Origin of the sequence: Streptococcus sp. HMSC065E03, assembly GCF_001815045.1 — a bacterium.
Taxonomy (GTDB): Bacteria; Bacillota; Bacilli; order Lactobacillales; family Streptococcaceae; genus Streptococcus; species Streptococcus parasanguinis_AD.
This window is the reverse complement of the sequence record NZ_KV818850.1, coordinates 56,134-72,021: the sequence shown is the minus strand read 5'-3', so window position 1 is coordinate 72,021 and position 15,888 is coordinate 56,134. Positions and strand designations below refer to the sequence as shown.

Annotated in this window: 13 protein-coding genes; 8 read left to right on the top strand and 5 right to left on the bottom strand. The window is 41.9% G+C overall.

The features are described 5' to 3' along the window. Positions 1-4: 4 nt before the first annotated feature. Genes HMPREF3002_RS04550 through HMPREF3002_RS04540 form a run of 3 tightly spaced genes read right to left on the bottom strand, consistent with a single transcriptional unit; the run spans position 5 to position 3,326 of the window. Positions 5-1,216, bottom strand: a complete 1,212-nt coding sequence (locus tag HMPREF3002_RS04550) for an aminoacyltransferase (RefSeq protein WP_070665410.1) — start codon at positions 1,214-1,216, stop codon at positions 5-7. Between the two features lie 3 nt (positions 1,217-1,219). Beyond that, positions 1,220-2,026: a sugar-phosphatase gene (gene yidA, locus HMPREF3002_RS04545; protein WP_070665409.1), complete on the bottom strand. Its 807-nt coding sequence runs from the start codon at positions 2,024-2,026 to the stop codon at positions 1,220-1,222. Continuing rightward, on the bottom strand, positions 2,016-3,326 hold the full coding sequence (locus HMPREF3002_RS04540) for an HD domain-containing protein (RefSeq protein ID WP_013903868.1): 1,311 nt from the start codon (positions 3,324-3,326) through the stop codon (positions 2,016-2,018). Before HMPREF3002_RS04540 ends, yidA begins: the two co-directional genes overlap by 11 nt. Positions 3,327-3,441: 115 nt before the next feature. On the opposite strand from HMPREF3002_RS04540, the gene HMPREF3002_RS04535 reads away from it, so the two are divergent. From HMPREF3002_RS04535 to HMPREF3002_RS04525, 3 genes are all read left to right on the top strand, one after another. Further along, complete coding sequence (locus HMPREF3002_RS04535; RefSeq protein ID WP_070665408.1) at positions 3,442-3,825, top strand: YwiB family protein; 384 nt, start codon at positions 3,442-3,444, stop codon at positions 3,823-3,825. A gap of 203 nt (positions 3,826-4,028) precedes the next feature. Continuing rightward, on the top strand, positions 4,029-6,713 hold the full coding sequence (locus tag HMPREF3002_RS04530) for a cation-translocating P-type ATPase (protein ID WP_070665407.1): 2,685 nt from the start codon (positions 4,029-4,031) through the stop codon (positions 6,711-6,713). Between the two features lie 122 nt (positions 6,714-6,835). Next, positions 6,836-7,504 (top strand): MIP/aquaporin family protein, encoded by a 669-nt coding sequence (locus HMPREF3002_RS04525; RefSeq protein WP_070665406.1) that lies wholly within the window; start codon positions 6,836-6,838, stop codon positions 7,502-7,504. 304 nt (positions 7,505-7,808) lie between these two features. Here HMPREF3002_RS04525 and HMPREF3002_RS04520 read toward each other — a convergent pair whose 3' ends face one another. Further along, entirely contained in the window at positions 7,809-8,666 is an 858-nt protein-coding gene (locus HMPREF3002_RS04520; RefSeq protein ID WP_070665405.1) for a metallophosphoesterase, read from the bottom strand. A 175-nt stretch (positions 8,667-8,841) separates the two neighbouring features. Between HMPREF3002_RS04520 and prfB the strand changes: the two genes are divergently transcribed. The 3 genes from prfB (at position 8,842) to ftsX (ending at position 11,593) form a co-directional block, all read left to right on the top strand. After that, positions 8,842-9,937, top strand: a protein-coding gene (gene prfB, locus HMPREF3002_RS04515; RefSeq protein ID WP_141754487.1) for a peptide chain release factor 2 whose coding sequence is annotated in 2 segments (ribosomal slippage) — positions 8,842-8,913 and positions 8,915-9,937 — 1,095 coding nt in all. Because the reading frame shifts where the segments join, the coding sequence is not laid out codon by codon here. Between the two features lie 44 nt (positions 9,938-9,981). After that, positions 9,982-10,674 (top strand): cell division ATP-binding protein FtsE, encoded by a 693-nt coding sequence (gene ftsE, locus HMPREF3002_RS04510; RefSeq protein WP_003008021.1) that lies wholly within the window; start codon positions 9,982-9,984, stop codon positions 10,672-10,674. Beyond that, the gene (gene ftsX / locus HMPREF3002_RS04505) at positions 10,667-11,593 is read left to right on the top strand and encodes a permease-like cell division protein FtsX (protein WP_042759907.1); all 927 of its coding nucleotides are present in this window, start codon (positions 10,667-10,669) and stop codon (positions 11,591-11,593) included. Before ftsE ends, ftsX begins: the two co-directional genes overlap by 8 nt. Positions 11,594-11,662: 69 nt before the next feature. On the opposite strand, the gene HMPREF3002_RS04500 is transcribed toward ftsX, so the two are convergent. Next, positions 11,663-12,304 carry an MBL fold metallo-hydrolase gene (locus tag HMPREF3002_RS04500; protein WP_070665404.1) on the bottom strand — a complete coding sequence of 214 codons (642 nt, stop codon included), beginning with the start codon at positions 12,302-12,304 and terminating at the stop codon, positions 11,663-11,665. 121 nt (positions 12,305-12,425) lie between these two features. Here HMPREF3002_RS04500 and HMPREF3002_RS04495 point away from each other — a divergent pair, with 121 nt between their 5' ends. Both HMPREF3002_RS04495 and HMPREF3002_RS04490 read left to right on the top strand, forming a co-directional pair. Beyond that, on the top strand, positions 12,426-14,879 hold the full coding sequence (locus tag HMPREF3002_RS04495; RefSeq protein WP_070665421.1) for a bifunctional DnaQ family exonuclease/ATP-dependent helicase: 2,454 nt from the start codon (positions 12,426-12,428) through the stop codon (positions 14,877-14,879). A 4-nt stretch (positions 14,880-14,883) separates the two neighbouring features. Next, positions 14,884-15,864 carry a YeiH family protein gene (locus HMPREF3002_RS04490; RefSeq protein ID WP_070665403.1) on the top strand — a complete coding sequence of 327 codons (981 nt, stop codon included), beginning with the start codon at positions 14,884-14,886 and terminating at the stop codon, positions 15,862-15,864. The last annotated feature ends 24 nt before the right edge of the window (positions 15,865-15,888 follow it).

Genomic DNA, 15,888 nt, shown 5'->3' with positions numbered 1-15,888 from the left:
AACTTTATTTACTCCTTAATTTTTTCCGGATCTTGTAGACTTTGTTTACAAGTGGATAAAGTGGACTGGTTGGGAGGTTGAATTCCCCAACAAATTCTTCAATGACAGGATTAAATTTTGATTTGAAATGATAGAGACCACCATCGAGTGAATTTTCAATGCCCCCCATATTTTGCCAAGAAGCACCACGGTCGAAAGCGTGTTGGGCAGTTTCATACCAGGTGAGGATAGCAGGTTGGTAACGGCGGAATTCTTCATCCATCCCTGCATAAACATTTTCAGACGTCCCACCGAATTCAAGGCTTAAGGTCCCAGATAAAGGAACGATCTGTCTACCTGCTTGGAGATGCTGTTCAAGAAATTGCAGTTCTTCCTCTATCCGCTCTTTTTCTTTTTGGTTATTCTCAACCTTGCCAGGCTTTGTTTTTTCTGTGAATTTTTCAGCCTCTGCCTTATTTTTTTCAAGATCTTTTGTAAGGGAGGTTTTCCGTTTCTCGAGATCTAGCGTAGACAAAGTAATGTAGGATTGTCCTTGGTAGGTTGTGAGCAGTTTTTCGTAGTAGTCTTTTCCACGTAAATGAATGCTTTTACGAGCCTCAGTCTTTTTCATGAGAGAAGCAAAGTCCTCTAACAATTCGGTTCCGCCAAATTGGACTTGGATCCCTTTGTTTCGAGCAGTTCGGATGGCTTGTCGAGTAGATTTTGAAAGATCTTGCTCAGTGAAAAACTCTTTGTGGATATTCGCTTGAAAGCGTGGTTGGATATTTTCTGCCATATCACTGGTTCGGCCAGTCCATTCAATACCTTCTTTAGTTAAGGTGTCGATCACCGCTTGCACAGCAGGAGCTTCCGTCTTTTCTTGTCCAATCAAATGTTTACTCAAGAAAAGACTTGGATCAAACTTCACAAACAATGCCTTGTATTGTTTGGCTATCTTTTTAAGGGACTGGATCACAAATGAAACCAGCTCCTTGTTTTGGTAATCCATGATCGGGCCTCGAGGAATGTAGAGCATGGAAAAGCCAAGTGGCAAGGGTTGAATCAAGATGCTTGCAACAGCGACTAATTGGTCTTCTTGATAAAAACCAACCCGTTCATTTCCCCAATTATCTTTGATTTTTGCCCATGAGCTGCTTTGTAAGAGATTGGTTTGGTCACTCTGAATAACAAAGTCATCATGCTCACTAGCAGAAATTCCTAGCTGGTAATGGTACATTTCTTATAATACCCACTTTCTAATGGCGTATGCAACGCCAGATTCATCATTTGATTTGGTAATAGTTGTAGCAATTTTTTTAAGAGCTGGATTGCCATTTTCCATAACGACAGCATGTCCCACGACTTCTAGCATGGAACGGTCATTTTCTTCATCTCCGATAGCCATGGTTTCTTCTTGCTGGATTCCAAGTCGTTCAGCTAGATGAAGAACGGCAGCTCCCTTATTGGTCGTTTTTCCTAGAATTTCTAAATAAAAAGGGGCTGATTTGATCATGGTGAAGCGGTCCTGAAATTCTTTTGGGATTTTTGCAATCGCAGTATCCAGAATATCTGGTTCATCGATATACATGGCCTTGACAAATTCTTTCTCTCGAACTTCTTCAGGCGTCCGGTAATAAAGGGGCATATTGACCAGTTGAGATTCATGAATGGTGTAGCGTCCGATATCGCGATTGCTGGTATAGATGCCGTCTTTAGTAATAGCATGAGAGTGGATTTGGAGTTTGTTAGCAAGAGACTCGATATCGAGATAGTCCTCATAATGTAAAAGGTCTTTGATGAGTTCTTTTCCAGTAGCAGTTTCTTGCACCAGACCGCCATTAAAGGTAATGACATAGTCTCCAGGATCCATCAAATGGAGTTCTTTTAAAAGTTTTGAGACCCCTGCGATAGGACGACCGGTTGTGATCACGATTTTAACGCCTGCGGCTTTAGCATCTTGAATGGCTTCAAATACGGAAGGTGTGATCTCTTTTTTTGAATTGAGGAGTGTACCATCGATATCGATCGCAACTAATTTAATGGACATCCGTCTCTCCTGTAAAATAATCATTGGTAATGTAAGAAGTGAATTCTTCTACTTGCTTACTGAAAAGTCCATTAACCTCCAGCATTTCTTTTGGAAAATAGAAGCGGTTGTCCCCATAGCGAGTTCCTGCTAAAGCAGCGACGAGTGGAGACAACTGAGACAATTCAGCGAGACTCCCATCTTTTCGGATCATCTCGATCTGGGTCCGTGGTTTTTCAAGCTCTGGTCGATAAATATCGTAAGGCAGGTCAAAATTTTGATGAATAGCTGTGTAGTAGGTTGGATTAAAGCCAACCTCTTTAATCAGTTTTTCAAGGATTGCTAAGTCTTTCCGCTTATCTTCTGTAAATAGAATCGACTTAAAGACTTTCCGATTGATATAGCGCTGAGCAAGATCAGACAGGATGGTATCCGGGCTATCCATCCAGACTTGGAAATAGGTATTCATCACACCGTCATCTAGATTTAGGTAGTCTTGAATGGTGACCTCTTCTTCAAAAAATGGAATCAAGCGAGGTGAAGTCAGTTGAAAATACTCTTTCTGATCTGGATAAATGGTTCTAGCGCGTTTGAGTAGATTTTGAAGGAGGACTTCCATGGCACGAGTAGCCGGGTGGAAGTAGACCTGCATATACATTTGGTAACGGCTGACCACGTAATCCTCGACAGCGTGCATGCCATTTTGTTGGAAGGCAATACCATTTTCAATCGGTCGAATGACACGCAAAATACGGGTCAAGTCAAATTTTCCATAGGAAGCACCCGTAAAATAGGCATCCCGCAGTAAATAATCCATCCGGTCCACATCAATTTGACTAGAAATCAATTGCACCACTTGTTTATTGGGATAGGTATGATCAATGACGCTGGCTACACGGTTTGGGAAATCAGGTGCTACCTGTAAGAGGATTTGATTGACCTCCGTCTCTGGACTGGTGATGATCAGCTGGGTCATTTTTTCATGATCGGTCCCAAAGAGTCCTTCGAAGGTATGAGAATAGGCACCATGTCCAATGTCATGAAGAAGGGCGGCTGTCATGGTCAGTAAGTTTTCATCAGAATTCCATTGCTCTGCATACTTTTCCTCAAAAATGGACAGGATGCGTCTTGAAATTTCATAGGCGCCAAGACAGTGAGAAAAACGACTATGCTCCCCACCGTGGAAGGTAAAACCAGATGTCCCCAGTTGTTTGATGCGGCGTAGTCGTTGAAATTCTTTACTATTAATTAATTGATAAATGATGGGATGATCCACATGAACGTAATCATGTACGGGATCGCGAAAGACTTTTTCATTCATGGGTCTATTATAGCAAAAAAAAGCCTATTTTGCGATCTAGAGGCTAATAGGGGCAGTCAAAATGCGTAAAATTTGATAGAATAGTAAGGCAAGAAAAGAAGAGAAGGAGACAAAGATGCAGATTCGCATTCAAAATACCATTCGATTTGGAGAAGAAATGGAAATCGTTGATCAGTACTATCAAGGTGAATGGAAGGAAAAAGCAGGTTTTCAATATCTCTTGTATACCAATGAAGAAGATGAAAAGGTTGCTTTGAAATTTTCCAACGATGAATTGGTCATGACACGATTCTCAAGTCCTAAATCCATCATGCGTTTCTACAAAAATGAAGATGGTGGGGCAATCATCCCAACTCCGATGGGCATTCAGCAGTTTTTGATTACAACAGACCTCTTTCAATTAGAAGCAGGTCATTTGCACCTCTCTTATCGCTTGTTAACTCTCGATGGAGAACAGGAATTTGCCAATTATCAATTACTAGTGGAATGGGAAGAATAGACCTCATTAAATTATTAGAGATCCCGCTTGCTTTATTCTATAAAAATGGTATAATAAAACCACTCAAGGGAGTAGCTGGCGGTTTTCCGCGATAGTGTCGTCATTACGAATTATTTCCGGCACTATATTAAACAGCGAGACTTGTTTTTTTAAAAAACAGGTCTCTTTTTTTGTAAAAAGAGGCCAAAAAGGAGGAGACTGTTTTGTCAAAAGAACAAAATAAAGATTTGTTTTACACGCAATCTTCTGAGGAAGTCCTAAAGAACTTGGACTCATCTGTCGAAGGTTTGTCAACCGCCCAGGCTCAAGAACGCTTAGCGAATTATGGTCGTAATGAGTTGGAAGAGGGTGAAAAACGTAGCCTACTAGCTAAATTCCTTGATCAATTTAAGGATTTGATGATTATCATCTTGCTTGTGGCAGCGGCACTTTCTGTGATTACAGAAGGAATGGACGGTCTAACGGATGCCATGATCATCTTGGCCGTTGTTGTCTTGAATGCTGCCTTTGGGGTTTACCAAGAAGGGCAAGCAGAAGCAGCCATTGAAGCTCTGAAAAATATGTCTAGCCCCATGGCTCGTGTTCGTCGTGATGGCCATGTTATTGAGATTGACTCAAAAGAATTGGTACCCGGAGATATCGTCTTGCTTGAAGCGGGAGATGTCGTGCCTGCAGATATGCGTTTGTTTGAAGCAGCTTCTCTTAAAATTGAAGAAGCAGCTCTTACAGGGGAGTCTGTGCCAGTTGAAAAAGATGTGACAGGACTTGTTGAAGCAGATGCTGGTATTGGGGACCGCGTTAATATGGGGTACCAAAACTCGAACGTAACCTATGGTCGTGGTACTGGGGTTGTGACCAACACTGGTATGTATACAGAAGTTGGTAAGATTGCCGATATGTTGGCCAATGCCGATGAGACTGAAACACCATTGAAGCAAAGCTTGGAACAATTATCTAAAGCCTTGACTTACTTAATTGTTGTGATTGCGGTCATTACTTTCTTAGTTGGTGTCTTCGTTCGTGGAGAGCATCCATTAGAAGGCTTGATGGTTGCGGTTGCCCTTGCGGTTGCAGCTATTCCAGAAGGTCTCCCTGCCATTGTAACCATCGTTCTATCTTTGGGAACTACAACCCTTGCAAAACGTAATTCGATTGTCCGTAAATTGCCAGCGGTTGAAACGCTTGGTTCAACAGAAATCATTGCATCTGATAAAACAGGTACTTTGACCATGAACCAAATGACGGTTGAAAAAGTTTATACCAACGGTCAATTGCAAAGCTCGGCATCTGAAATTGCTGCTAACAACAATACGCTACGTATCATGAACTTTGCCAATGACACTAAGGTGGACCCATCTGGCAAGCTGATTGGGGATCCAACGGAGACAGCTCTTGTACAGTTTGGTTTGGACCACAACTTTGATGTTCGTGAAGTCTTGAAGGATGAGCCACGTGTGGCTGAATTGCCATTTGACTCAGACCGTAAACTCATGTCTACCATTCATAAGGAAGCAGACGGTTCTTACTTTATCGCTGTCAAGGGTGCTCCTGATCAATTGCTCAAGCGCGTGACTCGTATTGAAGTCAATGGGGAAGTTCGTCCAATCACAGAAGAGGATAAAAATGCTATCCTTGCAACCAACAAAGACTTGGCTAAACAAGCCCTTCGTGTCTTGATGATGGCTTATAAGACAAGCCATGAAATTCCAACCTTGGAATCTGAAATCGTTGAGTCTGATCTCATTTTCTCTGGTTTGGTCGGCATGATTGACCCTGAGCGCCCAGAAGCTGCAGAAGCTGTACGTGTCGCTAAAGAAGCAGGTATCCGCCCAATCATGATTACGGGTGACCACCAAGATACAGCTGAAGCTATTGCCAAACGTCTCGGAATCATCGATCCAAATGATACAGAAGACCATGTCTTCACTGGTGCTGAATTGAATGAACTCACTGATGAAGAATTCCAAAAAGTCTTCAAGCAATACTCTGTATACGCACGTGTATCACCTGAGCACAAGGTTCGCATCGTTAAAGCTTGGCAAAATGAAGGTAAGGTTGTCGCTATGACGGGTGATGGGGTCAACGATGCACCTTCACTTAAGACAGCTGACATCGGTATCGGTATGGGGATTACAGGTACAGAAGTTTCTAAAGGAGCATCTGATATGGTCCTTGCCGATGATAACTTTGCAACTATTATCGTAGCGGTTGAAGAAGGACGTAAGGTCTTCTCAAATATCCAAAAATCCATCCAATATCTCTTGTCTGCTAATATGGCTGAGGTCTTCACTATCTTCTTTGCAACCTTGTTTGGTTGGGATGTGTTGCAACCAGTGCATCTTCTCTGGATCAACTTGGTAACTGATACTTTACCAGCTATCGCCCTTGGGGTAGAGCCTGCTGAACCAGGTGTCATGACTCACAAACCTCGTGGGCGTAAGTCTAACTTCTTTGATGGTGGTGTCTTCGGAGCAATCATTTATCAAGGGATCTTCCAAACCATGCTAGTTTTAGGTGTTTATGGTTGGGCTCTTCTCTTCCCAGAGCACCAAAGTCATACTGAAATCCATGCGGATGCCCTTACCATGGCTTTTGCAACTCTCGGTTTGATCCAATTGCTCCATGCCTTTAACGTTAAGTCGGTTTACCAATCAATCTTTAAAGTGGGACTCTTTACGAACAAGACCTTTAACTGGTCTATTCCAGTTGCCTTCGTCCTCTTTGTGGTGACAATTTTGGTTCCTGGATTTAATAATCTCTTCCACGTTTCAAACTTGAGCTTGACTCAATGGATGGTTGTTGCCGTAGGAGCACTTATGATCGTGGTCCTTGTTGAGATTGTTAAAGCAGTCCAACGAGCGCTTGGAAAAGATAAAAACGCTATTTAAACAATCATGAAAAGTCATCTTCGGATGGCTTTTTTGCGGGCAAAATATACTGGGCATATTTCTTGAGGTACGTGTGGATTTTTGATAAACTAGTCAACAGTTTGAAGAAAGGAAACTTAGTTATGAAAAAGTTTTTTGCTGAAGTAATCGGCACATTTATGCTTGTCTTTATCGGGACTAACGCAATTGTTTTTGGAAATGGAACAGAAGGTCTGGGACATTTAGGAATAGCCTTGGCATTCGGTTTATCCATTGTTGCAGCAGCTTACTCAATTGGGACTGTTTCTGGTGCCCACTTGAACCCGGCTGTTTCGATTGCCATGTTTGTGAACAAACGCTTGTCTTCAAAGGACTTGGTTAATTATATTGCAGCTCAAGTAGTGGGGGTGGTTCTCGCATCTGCAACAGTACTCTTCCTCTTGTCAAATTCAGGTATGTCAACAGCTAGTCTTGGTGAAAATGCCCTAGCGAAGGGTGTGACTCCATTTGGCGGATTCTTGTTTGAAGTAATTGCTTCCTTTATCTTTATTTTGGTCATCATGACAGTGACATCAGCTACCAAAGGTAATGGCAAGATCGCTGGTCTTGTGATCGGTTTGAGCTTGACTTTGATTATTCTTGTTGGTTTGAACATTACAGGACTTTCTGTTAACCCAGCTCGTAGCTTGGCACCTGCCCTCTTTGTTGGTGGTGCAGCCCTTCAACAAATTTGGATCTTTATCTTGGCTCCAATTGTCGGTGGTGTTCTGGCTGCAATCGTTGCAAAAAATCTCTTGGATACAGAAGAGTAAAAAAATGATTTCGGAGGAGCAATTTTGAGAGCGTAGATAAAACGTTCTTCTTTGCAAATCTAATAAATTCTATAAAGACAAAAAAATTATCTGTTAGAGTTATTCAATCATCTACTGAAACTTTCCGCCGTGAGAAAAGTGCTAGAAACAAGATTGTTTCTAGCACTCGGAAGTTTTGGAACCTTGGGTCCAAAACTAAGTCATGGAACTTCTTCGAAGTTCGCTGACGTCCGTACTCACCTAAGGAAAGTTTTTAGATGACTTTGTCTTCAATCTGAAATTGGTTCCAGAAGGGCCAATTTTTTTATAGTTCAAGGATAGTCATGGCTTGAGAAAATTCATGAGCAAGCTGTTTTTTCTTGTATGCATTAAATTCGGGGAGGTCTTTGATTCTGCGATAGCGTTTGTAGGGATCGTATCGTTTTGGAAAATCATATTCAGGAAAAGCTTCGAAAAATTGTTTGCAAAGCTCCCATTCTCGGACATAGCCTAAAGGTCTGGCATGATAGGTGATGTTGTCAATGGTTGTTGCTGGCATTCGGTGGTGGCTATGACCAAAAATCACTTCTCTGACAGGATATTGCCTAAACAGATCATGAAAGGCTTGGCTACCTAGAAAAGCATTAAAGCGTTCAAAATAAGGGTGGCGCAGGAGAAACTGACTATGAGGAACAAAGTGCATGGCGATAATCAAGGGTTGATCCACTTGCATGAGCTCTTGTTCCAGCTCTTGCAAAAGATTTTTGGTAATGGCTGGATCAGATCCCCTTCGTTGGAGGCGTCTGTCAAACCAAAACAGATTCTTGGTTTGAAGATGTTTTTGGGGAGAGACGGTAGGAACAAAGCTGTAGTCATACCAGCCCGAAAAAGCAAGAAGCGTATGATTGGAGAAGGGAATCTTTTGAAATTCAAAAGGTCTTATGGCTTCTTCTGATAGGCCCAGCATATCATGATTTCCCAAGCTAAAGGTCACAGGAAGGTGACATTGAAGTTGGTCTAAAAATTCCTGTGAGGTCTTTTCAAAGCCGTTGGCAATATCTCCTGCAATATGGAGATGTTGAATTTTTTTGTCCTTGAAAAGAGTGATCAGGGTCTCTAATTCTTCTTTGCCGAAGTTGTTCGAATCAATATGTAAATCGGACATAAAAGCTACTGTTGTCATGCTACCAGTCTAGCATAAGAGGATCTTTTTTTCTAACATTTAGGTTACAAATGAATAGAAAAAATGCTGAAAATCAGCTGGCTTGGCAGTGGTCAACTAGCAGATCCAATATTGGAAGGTGGGCAAATAGTGAAGGTTATGATATAATAGACTAGATACATAGAAAGAGGTACTTATGGACATTTCAGAAATTCGTCAAAAAATTGACGCAAATCGTGAAAAATTAGCTTCTTTCAGGGGGTCTCTTTGACTTAGAGGCATTGGAAGAAGAAATTGCCATTTTCGAAAATAAAATGACAGAACCTGATTTTTGGGATGATAATATTGCTGCGCAAAAGACATCTCAAGAATTAAATGAACTCAAGCAGACCTATGAAAATTTCCATCAAATGGTGGATCTCTTTGATGAGTCAGAAATCTTACTGGACTTTTTGGCAGAAGACGATTCGGTCAAGGAAGAATTGATCGAAAAGTTAGAGGAGCTGGATAAACGCATGACCAGCTATGAGATGACCTTGCTATTGTCTGAACCCTATGACAATAATAATGCCATCTTAGAAATCCACCCAGGTTCAGGAGGGACAGAAGCTCAGGATTGGGGTGACATGCTTCTTCGGATGTATACTCGTTTTGGAAATGCCCATGGCTTCAAAGTTGAAGTCTTGGACTATCAGGCTGGAGATGAAGCTGGAATTAAGTCTGTGACCCTATCCTTTGAAGGGCCACATGCATACGGTCTTCTGAAATCTGAAATGGGGGTACATCGTTTGGTTCGAATTTCTCCATTTGATTCTGCTAAACGTCGGCATACGTCCTTTACATCAGTTGAGGTTATGCCTGAACTCGATGATACCATCGAAGTTGAAGTTCGTGATGATGATATCAAGATGGATACCTTCCGCTCTGGTGGAGCTGGTGGACAAAACGTCAACAAGGTTTCTACAGGTGTACGATTGACCCATATTCCGACAGGAATTGTAGTGGCATCCACCGTGGATCGGACCCAATACGGGAACCGTGATCGTGCTATGAAAATGCTTCAAGCTAAACTCTACCAATTAGAGCAAGAGAAAAAAGCAGCAGAAGTGGATTCTCTAAAAGGGGATAAAAAAGAAATCACCTGGGGAAGTCAAATCCGCTCTTATGTCTTTACCCCTTACACCATGGTTAAGGATCACCGGACCAACTACGAAGTAGCACAGGTGGATAAGGTGATGGATGGAGATATCGATGGCTTTATTGATGCCTATCTCAAATGGCGTCTCCAATAACCTAGAGGGAATCAACCAGAAAAGAATGAAAGGAATTTCATTACATGTCAATGATTGAAATGAAAGATGTTGTCAAAAAGTATGACAACGGGACGACGGCCCTTCGCGGGGTCTCTGTCCAAATTGAACCAGGAGAATTTGCCTACATTGTAGGACCTTCTGGTGCAGGGAAGTCGACCTTTATTCGACTTTTATACCGTGAAGTCAAACACGATAAAGGAAGCTTAAAAGTAGCTGATTTTGATTTGGATAAAATCAAAAAACGCGATATTCCTATGTTGCGACGCAATGTAGGAGTGGTTTTCCAAGATTATAAATTGCTTCCAAAGAAAACCGTTTATGAAAACATTGCCTACGCAATGCAAGTTATCGGTGAACGCCGTCGCAATATTAAAAAGCGTGTGATGGAAGTTTTGGATCTTGTTGGGTTGAAACACAAGGTCCGCTCATTCCCAAATGAATTGTCCGGTGGGGAGCAACAACGGATTGCGATTGCTCGCGCGATCGTCAACAATCCGAAAGTCTTGATTGCGGATGAGCCAACTGGTAACTTGGATCCAGATAATTCATGGGAAATCATGAACCTTTTGGAGCGGATTAATCTGCAAGGGACAACAGTATTGATGGCGACCCACAATAGCCAGATTGTAAATACTTTACGTCACCGTGTCATCGCGATTGAAAATGGTCGTGTAGTGCGTGATGAAGCGGAAGGAGAGTACGGATACGATGATTAGAAGATTTTTCCGACACTTAATCGAATCGCTTAAAAGCTTGAAACGAAATGGTTGGATGACGATTGCAGCGGTCAGCTCGGTTATGATTACCCTTAGCTTGGTTGCTATTTTCGCCTCTGTGATTGCTAATACTATCAAGCTTTCAGATGATATTCAAAATAGTGTGCGGGTTGTAGTATACATGCGCAAGGATATTCAAGACCAGAGTGAGCAAATTGAAAAAGACGGTCAAACCGTGACCAATGAAAACTACCATAAGGTCTACGATGCTCTGACAGCCATGAAACATGTTGACAAGGTTGATTTTTCTAGCAAGGAAGAACAGTATGATAAACTGATCAAAACGGCTGGGAACAACTGGAAGATTTTTGATGGAGACGCAAACCCACTCTACGATGCCTATTATGTAGAGACGACAGCTCCAAAATATGTGAAGCAAGTCTCAGCAGATGCCAAAAAAATTGAAGGGGTCTCTGAAGTGAAAGATGGTGGGGTCGATACCCAACGCTTGTTTGCACTTGGAACCTTCATCCGAAACTGGGGCTTGATCGGTGTAGCTTTATTGATCTTCATCGCAGTCTTCTTGATTTCTAATACCATCCGGATTACCATCATTTCACGTAGTCGTGAGATTAAGATTATGCGACTGGTAGGAGCAAAAAATGGCTATATTCGTGCACCATTCCTTTTAGAAGGGGCTTGGATTGGTCTCTTGGGAGCCTTGGTTCCTTCAGCTTTGGTCTTCTATGTTTATAACGTTGTCTATACATCAATGAACAATAACTTGGCAGATCAAAACTTGTATCTCTATAGTCCACATCTTTTGGTACCGATTATGGTGGGTGGCTTATTTGGATTAGGAATTTTGATCGGAGCGATCGGTTCGTCAATCTCCATGAGACGTTTTCTTAAAATATAATAAAAAAGCAAGTTCACACTTGCTTTTTTGTATCCTTTTATTAGGACAGGAAGGAGGATACATGATTCTTTAGGATTGTCTAAAGAAGGGATTGAACATTTTCTCGTGACCAATAGAAGTTTCAGGGCCATGACCGGGATAGACGGTATAGGAAGATGGAAGGGAAAAGAGTTCTTCCCTAATACTGCTGAGCAACTGTGCCGCGTTCCCTGTTGGAAGATCGGTCCGTCCAATGGTTTCGCGAAAAAGGGCATCACCGGATAGAACCAGGTGATCTTCAGGAAAGACGATGGAGACTCCTCCTGCAGAGTGGCCCGGTGTCTCTAGAACATAAAAGTGGAAATCGGCTATTTCGTAATCGGAGCGAATTTCATAAAGGAAGTCGGCCTCCTGACAGACAACATCTTCTAAATCCGCATGACGATCCAAACCAGATAAATTGTCAACAGGAGAAGACAACCAGCTGGCTTCTGCCGAATGGACATAGACTGGTGGGAAATGATAATTCTGACGGGCCTTTTCAAGACTCATAATGTGATCGTAGTGCGTATGGGTTAAAAGAATGGCTACAATTGGTTTTCCTACGCGATCAATTTGCTTTTGAATAGTCGCCCAGTCGCTACCTGGATCAACAAGAATGAGGGAGTGTTCATTTTCAAGGTAGTAGGTGTTTTCATAAGCTACAGGATTAACAGTACGATAGATTTTCATAAGGGCTCCTTTCTTCTAGAATAGTGTATCAAATTGCGAAGAAAATAACTGGATTGAAGTCAGCCTCAAAGGAGAAAAAAATCTGCAGAGCTTGCTCAAACGTGATATAATTTTAAGTATTATGACAAGACAGAAACGGAAATATGCCATTGTGGACCTGGAAGCGACCAGTGCTGGAAGTAATGCTAAGATCATTCAGGTTGGGATTGTCATCATCGAAGATGGGAGGATTACGCAATCCTATGAGACGGATGTGAATCCCCATGAACGATTGGATGAACATATCAAACAACTGACTGGCCTGACAGATGCTCGCTTACGGAAAGCACCAGAGTTTGCACAAGTGGCAAAAGAAATTTTTGAATTAATAGAAGATGCCGTCTTTGTGGCTCATAATGTCAAATTTGATGCGAATTTATTGGCAGAAGCTCTCTTTTGGGAAGGATTCGAACTAACGACTCCTCGAATTGATACGGTTGAATTGTCTCAAATTTTCTATCCGACTTTAGAACGCTACAATTTAGGAGCGCTTGCGACTGAACTGGAAATTGAGTTGCACCATGCTCACTCCGCTCTAGCGGATGCTATGGCAACAGCCCAGCTGCTGTTGAAATTGAGAGAGAAAATTGCGAGCTTACCAAGAGGATTGATCGAAAAACTTCTTTCGATGGCAGATTGTTTGATTTATGAATCGCGACTCTTAATAGAAGATGCGCTTGAAGATAGTAGTCTTTTTTTACCAGCTCATTTAGTAGAAGTTCATGGACTCTACCTGCGAAAGCCACAGCAGTTCTTAGAAAGTCACTATTTATCTGAACAGTTTGAACTCAATATGCAGTTGTTGGGAATGGAAGCTTATCCGGAGCAGAGAGAATTTGTTGCCTATATCGAGGACAGTTTGCACCAGCCACTTCCAAGTTTTATTGAGGCGCCAACGGGAATTGGGAAGACCTACGCTTATCTGTTAGCGCTTTTGGCTAAAACCTCCAAGCGCATTCTTGTGAGTGTTCCAACTAAAATTCTTCAGGATCAAATTATGAAGAAAGAAGGAAAGACCATCCAGGATCTTTTCCAAATTCCCTTTCATAGCCTTAAAAGTCCCAAGGATTACATCCAACTCGATAAATTTTATGAGACCTTACAGAGTGAGTCAGATAATGGGATGATTCGACGCTTTAAAATGCAACTGTTGGTTTGGCTGACCATGACTGAAACAGGAGAGTTCAGTGAAATTGGTCAACTCTATCGTCATGTCCATTTTGTAGCTGCCATTTGCCACGATGGTCAATTGTCGAAACGTTCACTATTTTATCAGGAAGATTTTTGGCATCTTGGTCAGGAAAAAGTGAAAACCAGCCGGGTGATTTTGACTAATCATGCTTATCTGCTAACCCGTCTAGAAGATGATAAGAGTCTACTTCAAGAGTCTGTTCTGGTCGTGGATGAAGCGCAAAAACTCTTCTTTGCTTTAGAGCAATTTTCACAGAGAGAAGAAACCTTGCAATCTCTTCTTTTAAACTTGCAACACGCTATTGAAGAGGAAAAAGATCTTCTACAACGGCGTTTGCTGGAAAGTATTCAATTTGAATTAAATGCCTGCTCTAAGGAAGTTGTACAAGGAAAAACAGCGATCTTATCAGATCAAACAGTGGCAAAAATTCGACAGGATGTCTCAGAATTAAAAAACGAATCATTAGAGAATCTAAGGGAATTGTTTGATGAGCGCTACCAAACCTTTTGGATGGACAAGGAAGTGGTCGAAAGCCACCAGATTCTTCGTCTCCACGGAGGAGTTGAGGACTTGCTATCCTTTAAGGAGTTTGTTCCTGAAGAAGTGCCCGTGCTCTTTGTATCAGCAACGATCGCTATCAGTAAAAAGGTGCATTTACCTGCCCTTTTGGGATACCAAGAGCAGCAAATCTACCGGGTGCCAATAACAGTCAAACAACACCAGGAATTGTTAGTGCCGATAGATTTTCCAGATGTCGTTTCTTTATCTTCTGTGGAGTATGCAGGAGAAATTTGTCAGCTCATCGATGAACTTTTTCCTCTAAGAAAACCAATTTTTCTTTTGTTTACCTCAAAAGAATTGTTACTGGAGACGTCAAACGCCTTGAACTTTCCTCATTTGGCCCAGTATCGAAATGGCGATGCAGCTAATATTAAGCGACGATTTGACCGAGGAGAAAGCTCTATTTTATTGGGAACAGGAAGCTTTTGGGAGGGAGTCGATTTTTCCCAACAAAAAGAAGTGATTCAAATCATCACGCGCCTTCCTTTTGACAACCCTAAAGATTATATGGTTCAAAAGCTGAATACCCAACTCAGAGAACAGGGGAAAAATCCCTTTTATGACTATAGCCTTCCGGTCGCGATTTTAAGGCTCAAACAGGCTATTGGGAGAACCAGCCGTTTTCAAGACCAGGAATCGTTGGTCCTCTTATTGGATCAGCGGGTGGTGACCAAACGATATGGAAAACAAATTTTAGATGGCTTGCAGCAAGTGTTGCCCCTTCACACAACAGTGAGAGAGCGGCTTGTTGAGCAAGCAGCTGACTTTTTTGAAAGGAATTGAGAGAATGAAAAATAAAGGATTTGGACTTGCAATTGCATTTGTACTGGCTCTTTGTGCCATGTTATTGGGAACTTTCTTTCCCATCATTGGCTCCAGTGTCTTTGCTTTGATTTTAGGAATTGTCCTCAATGAATTAGTAGATTTGCCAGAGAATTCACGACCAGGACTGAACTGGTCTGGTAAGAAATTATTGCAGTATTCGATTATCTTCATGGGATTTAGCTTGCCGATTGCGACGGTTGCTTCTACAGGCTTGTCTTCTTTGAAGATTAGTCTGCCAACAATAACAGTTGCCTTTCTTGCAGCGATGATCTTTGGGAAAGTCTTCCATCTGAAATCTCACCTACGGACCTTAATTGGATTTGGAACGGCTATTTGTGGTGGATCTGCTATCGCAGCAGCTGCTCCGATCATTGAAGCAGACGAAGAGGAAATTGCCTTATCTATGTCAACTATCTTCTTCTTCAACATTTTGGCTGTCTTTATCTTTCCAGTATTAGGGCATGTATGGCATATGTCTAATTTTCAATTTGGCCTCTGGTCAGGAACAGCCATTAACGATACGTCATCAGTTGTAGCAGCAGCGTTTTCTTATAGTAAAGCGGCGGGTGAAATGGCGACCATTGTTAAGTTAACACGCGCCCTGATGATTGTACCAGTTTGTTTAGGCTTGATCGGTTTAAAATGGTATCGGAGCAAGCAACAAGGAAGAAACAAAGGAATGTTAAAGAAAATTATTCCTTGGTTCATCATCTGGTTTATTGTGGCTTCTATTCTTTCATCTATCGGCTTGGTACCTAAAGTGGTTCTTCCTTACCTTAAGGACCTTTCTCACCTCTTTATGGCCATGGCCTTGGTCGGAATCGGAAGCAAGGTTTCTTGGAATCAGTTCCGTGCAGCAGGAGCAGCCCCCCTTCTAGTAGGGTTGATTGCTTGGTTTTGTGTAGCAGGATCTAGCTTGATTCTACAAATGTTGTTCTATTAATTGATTTGATGATTCTCACAGAAA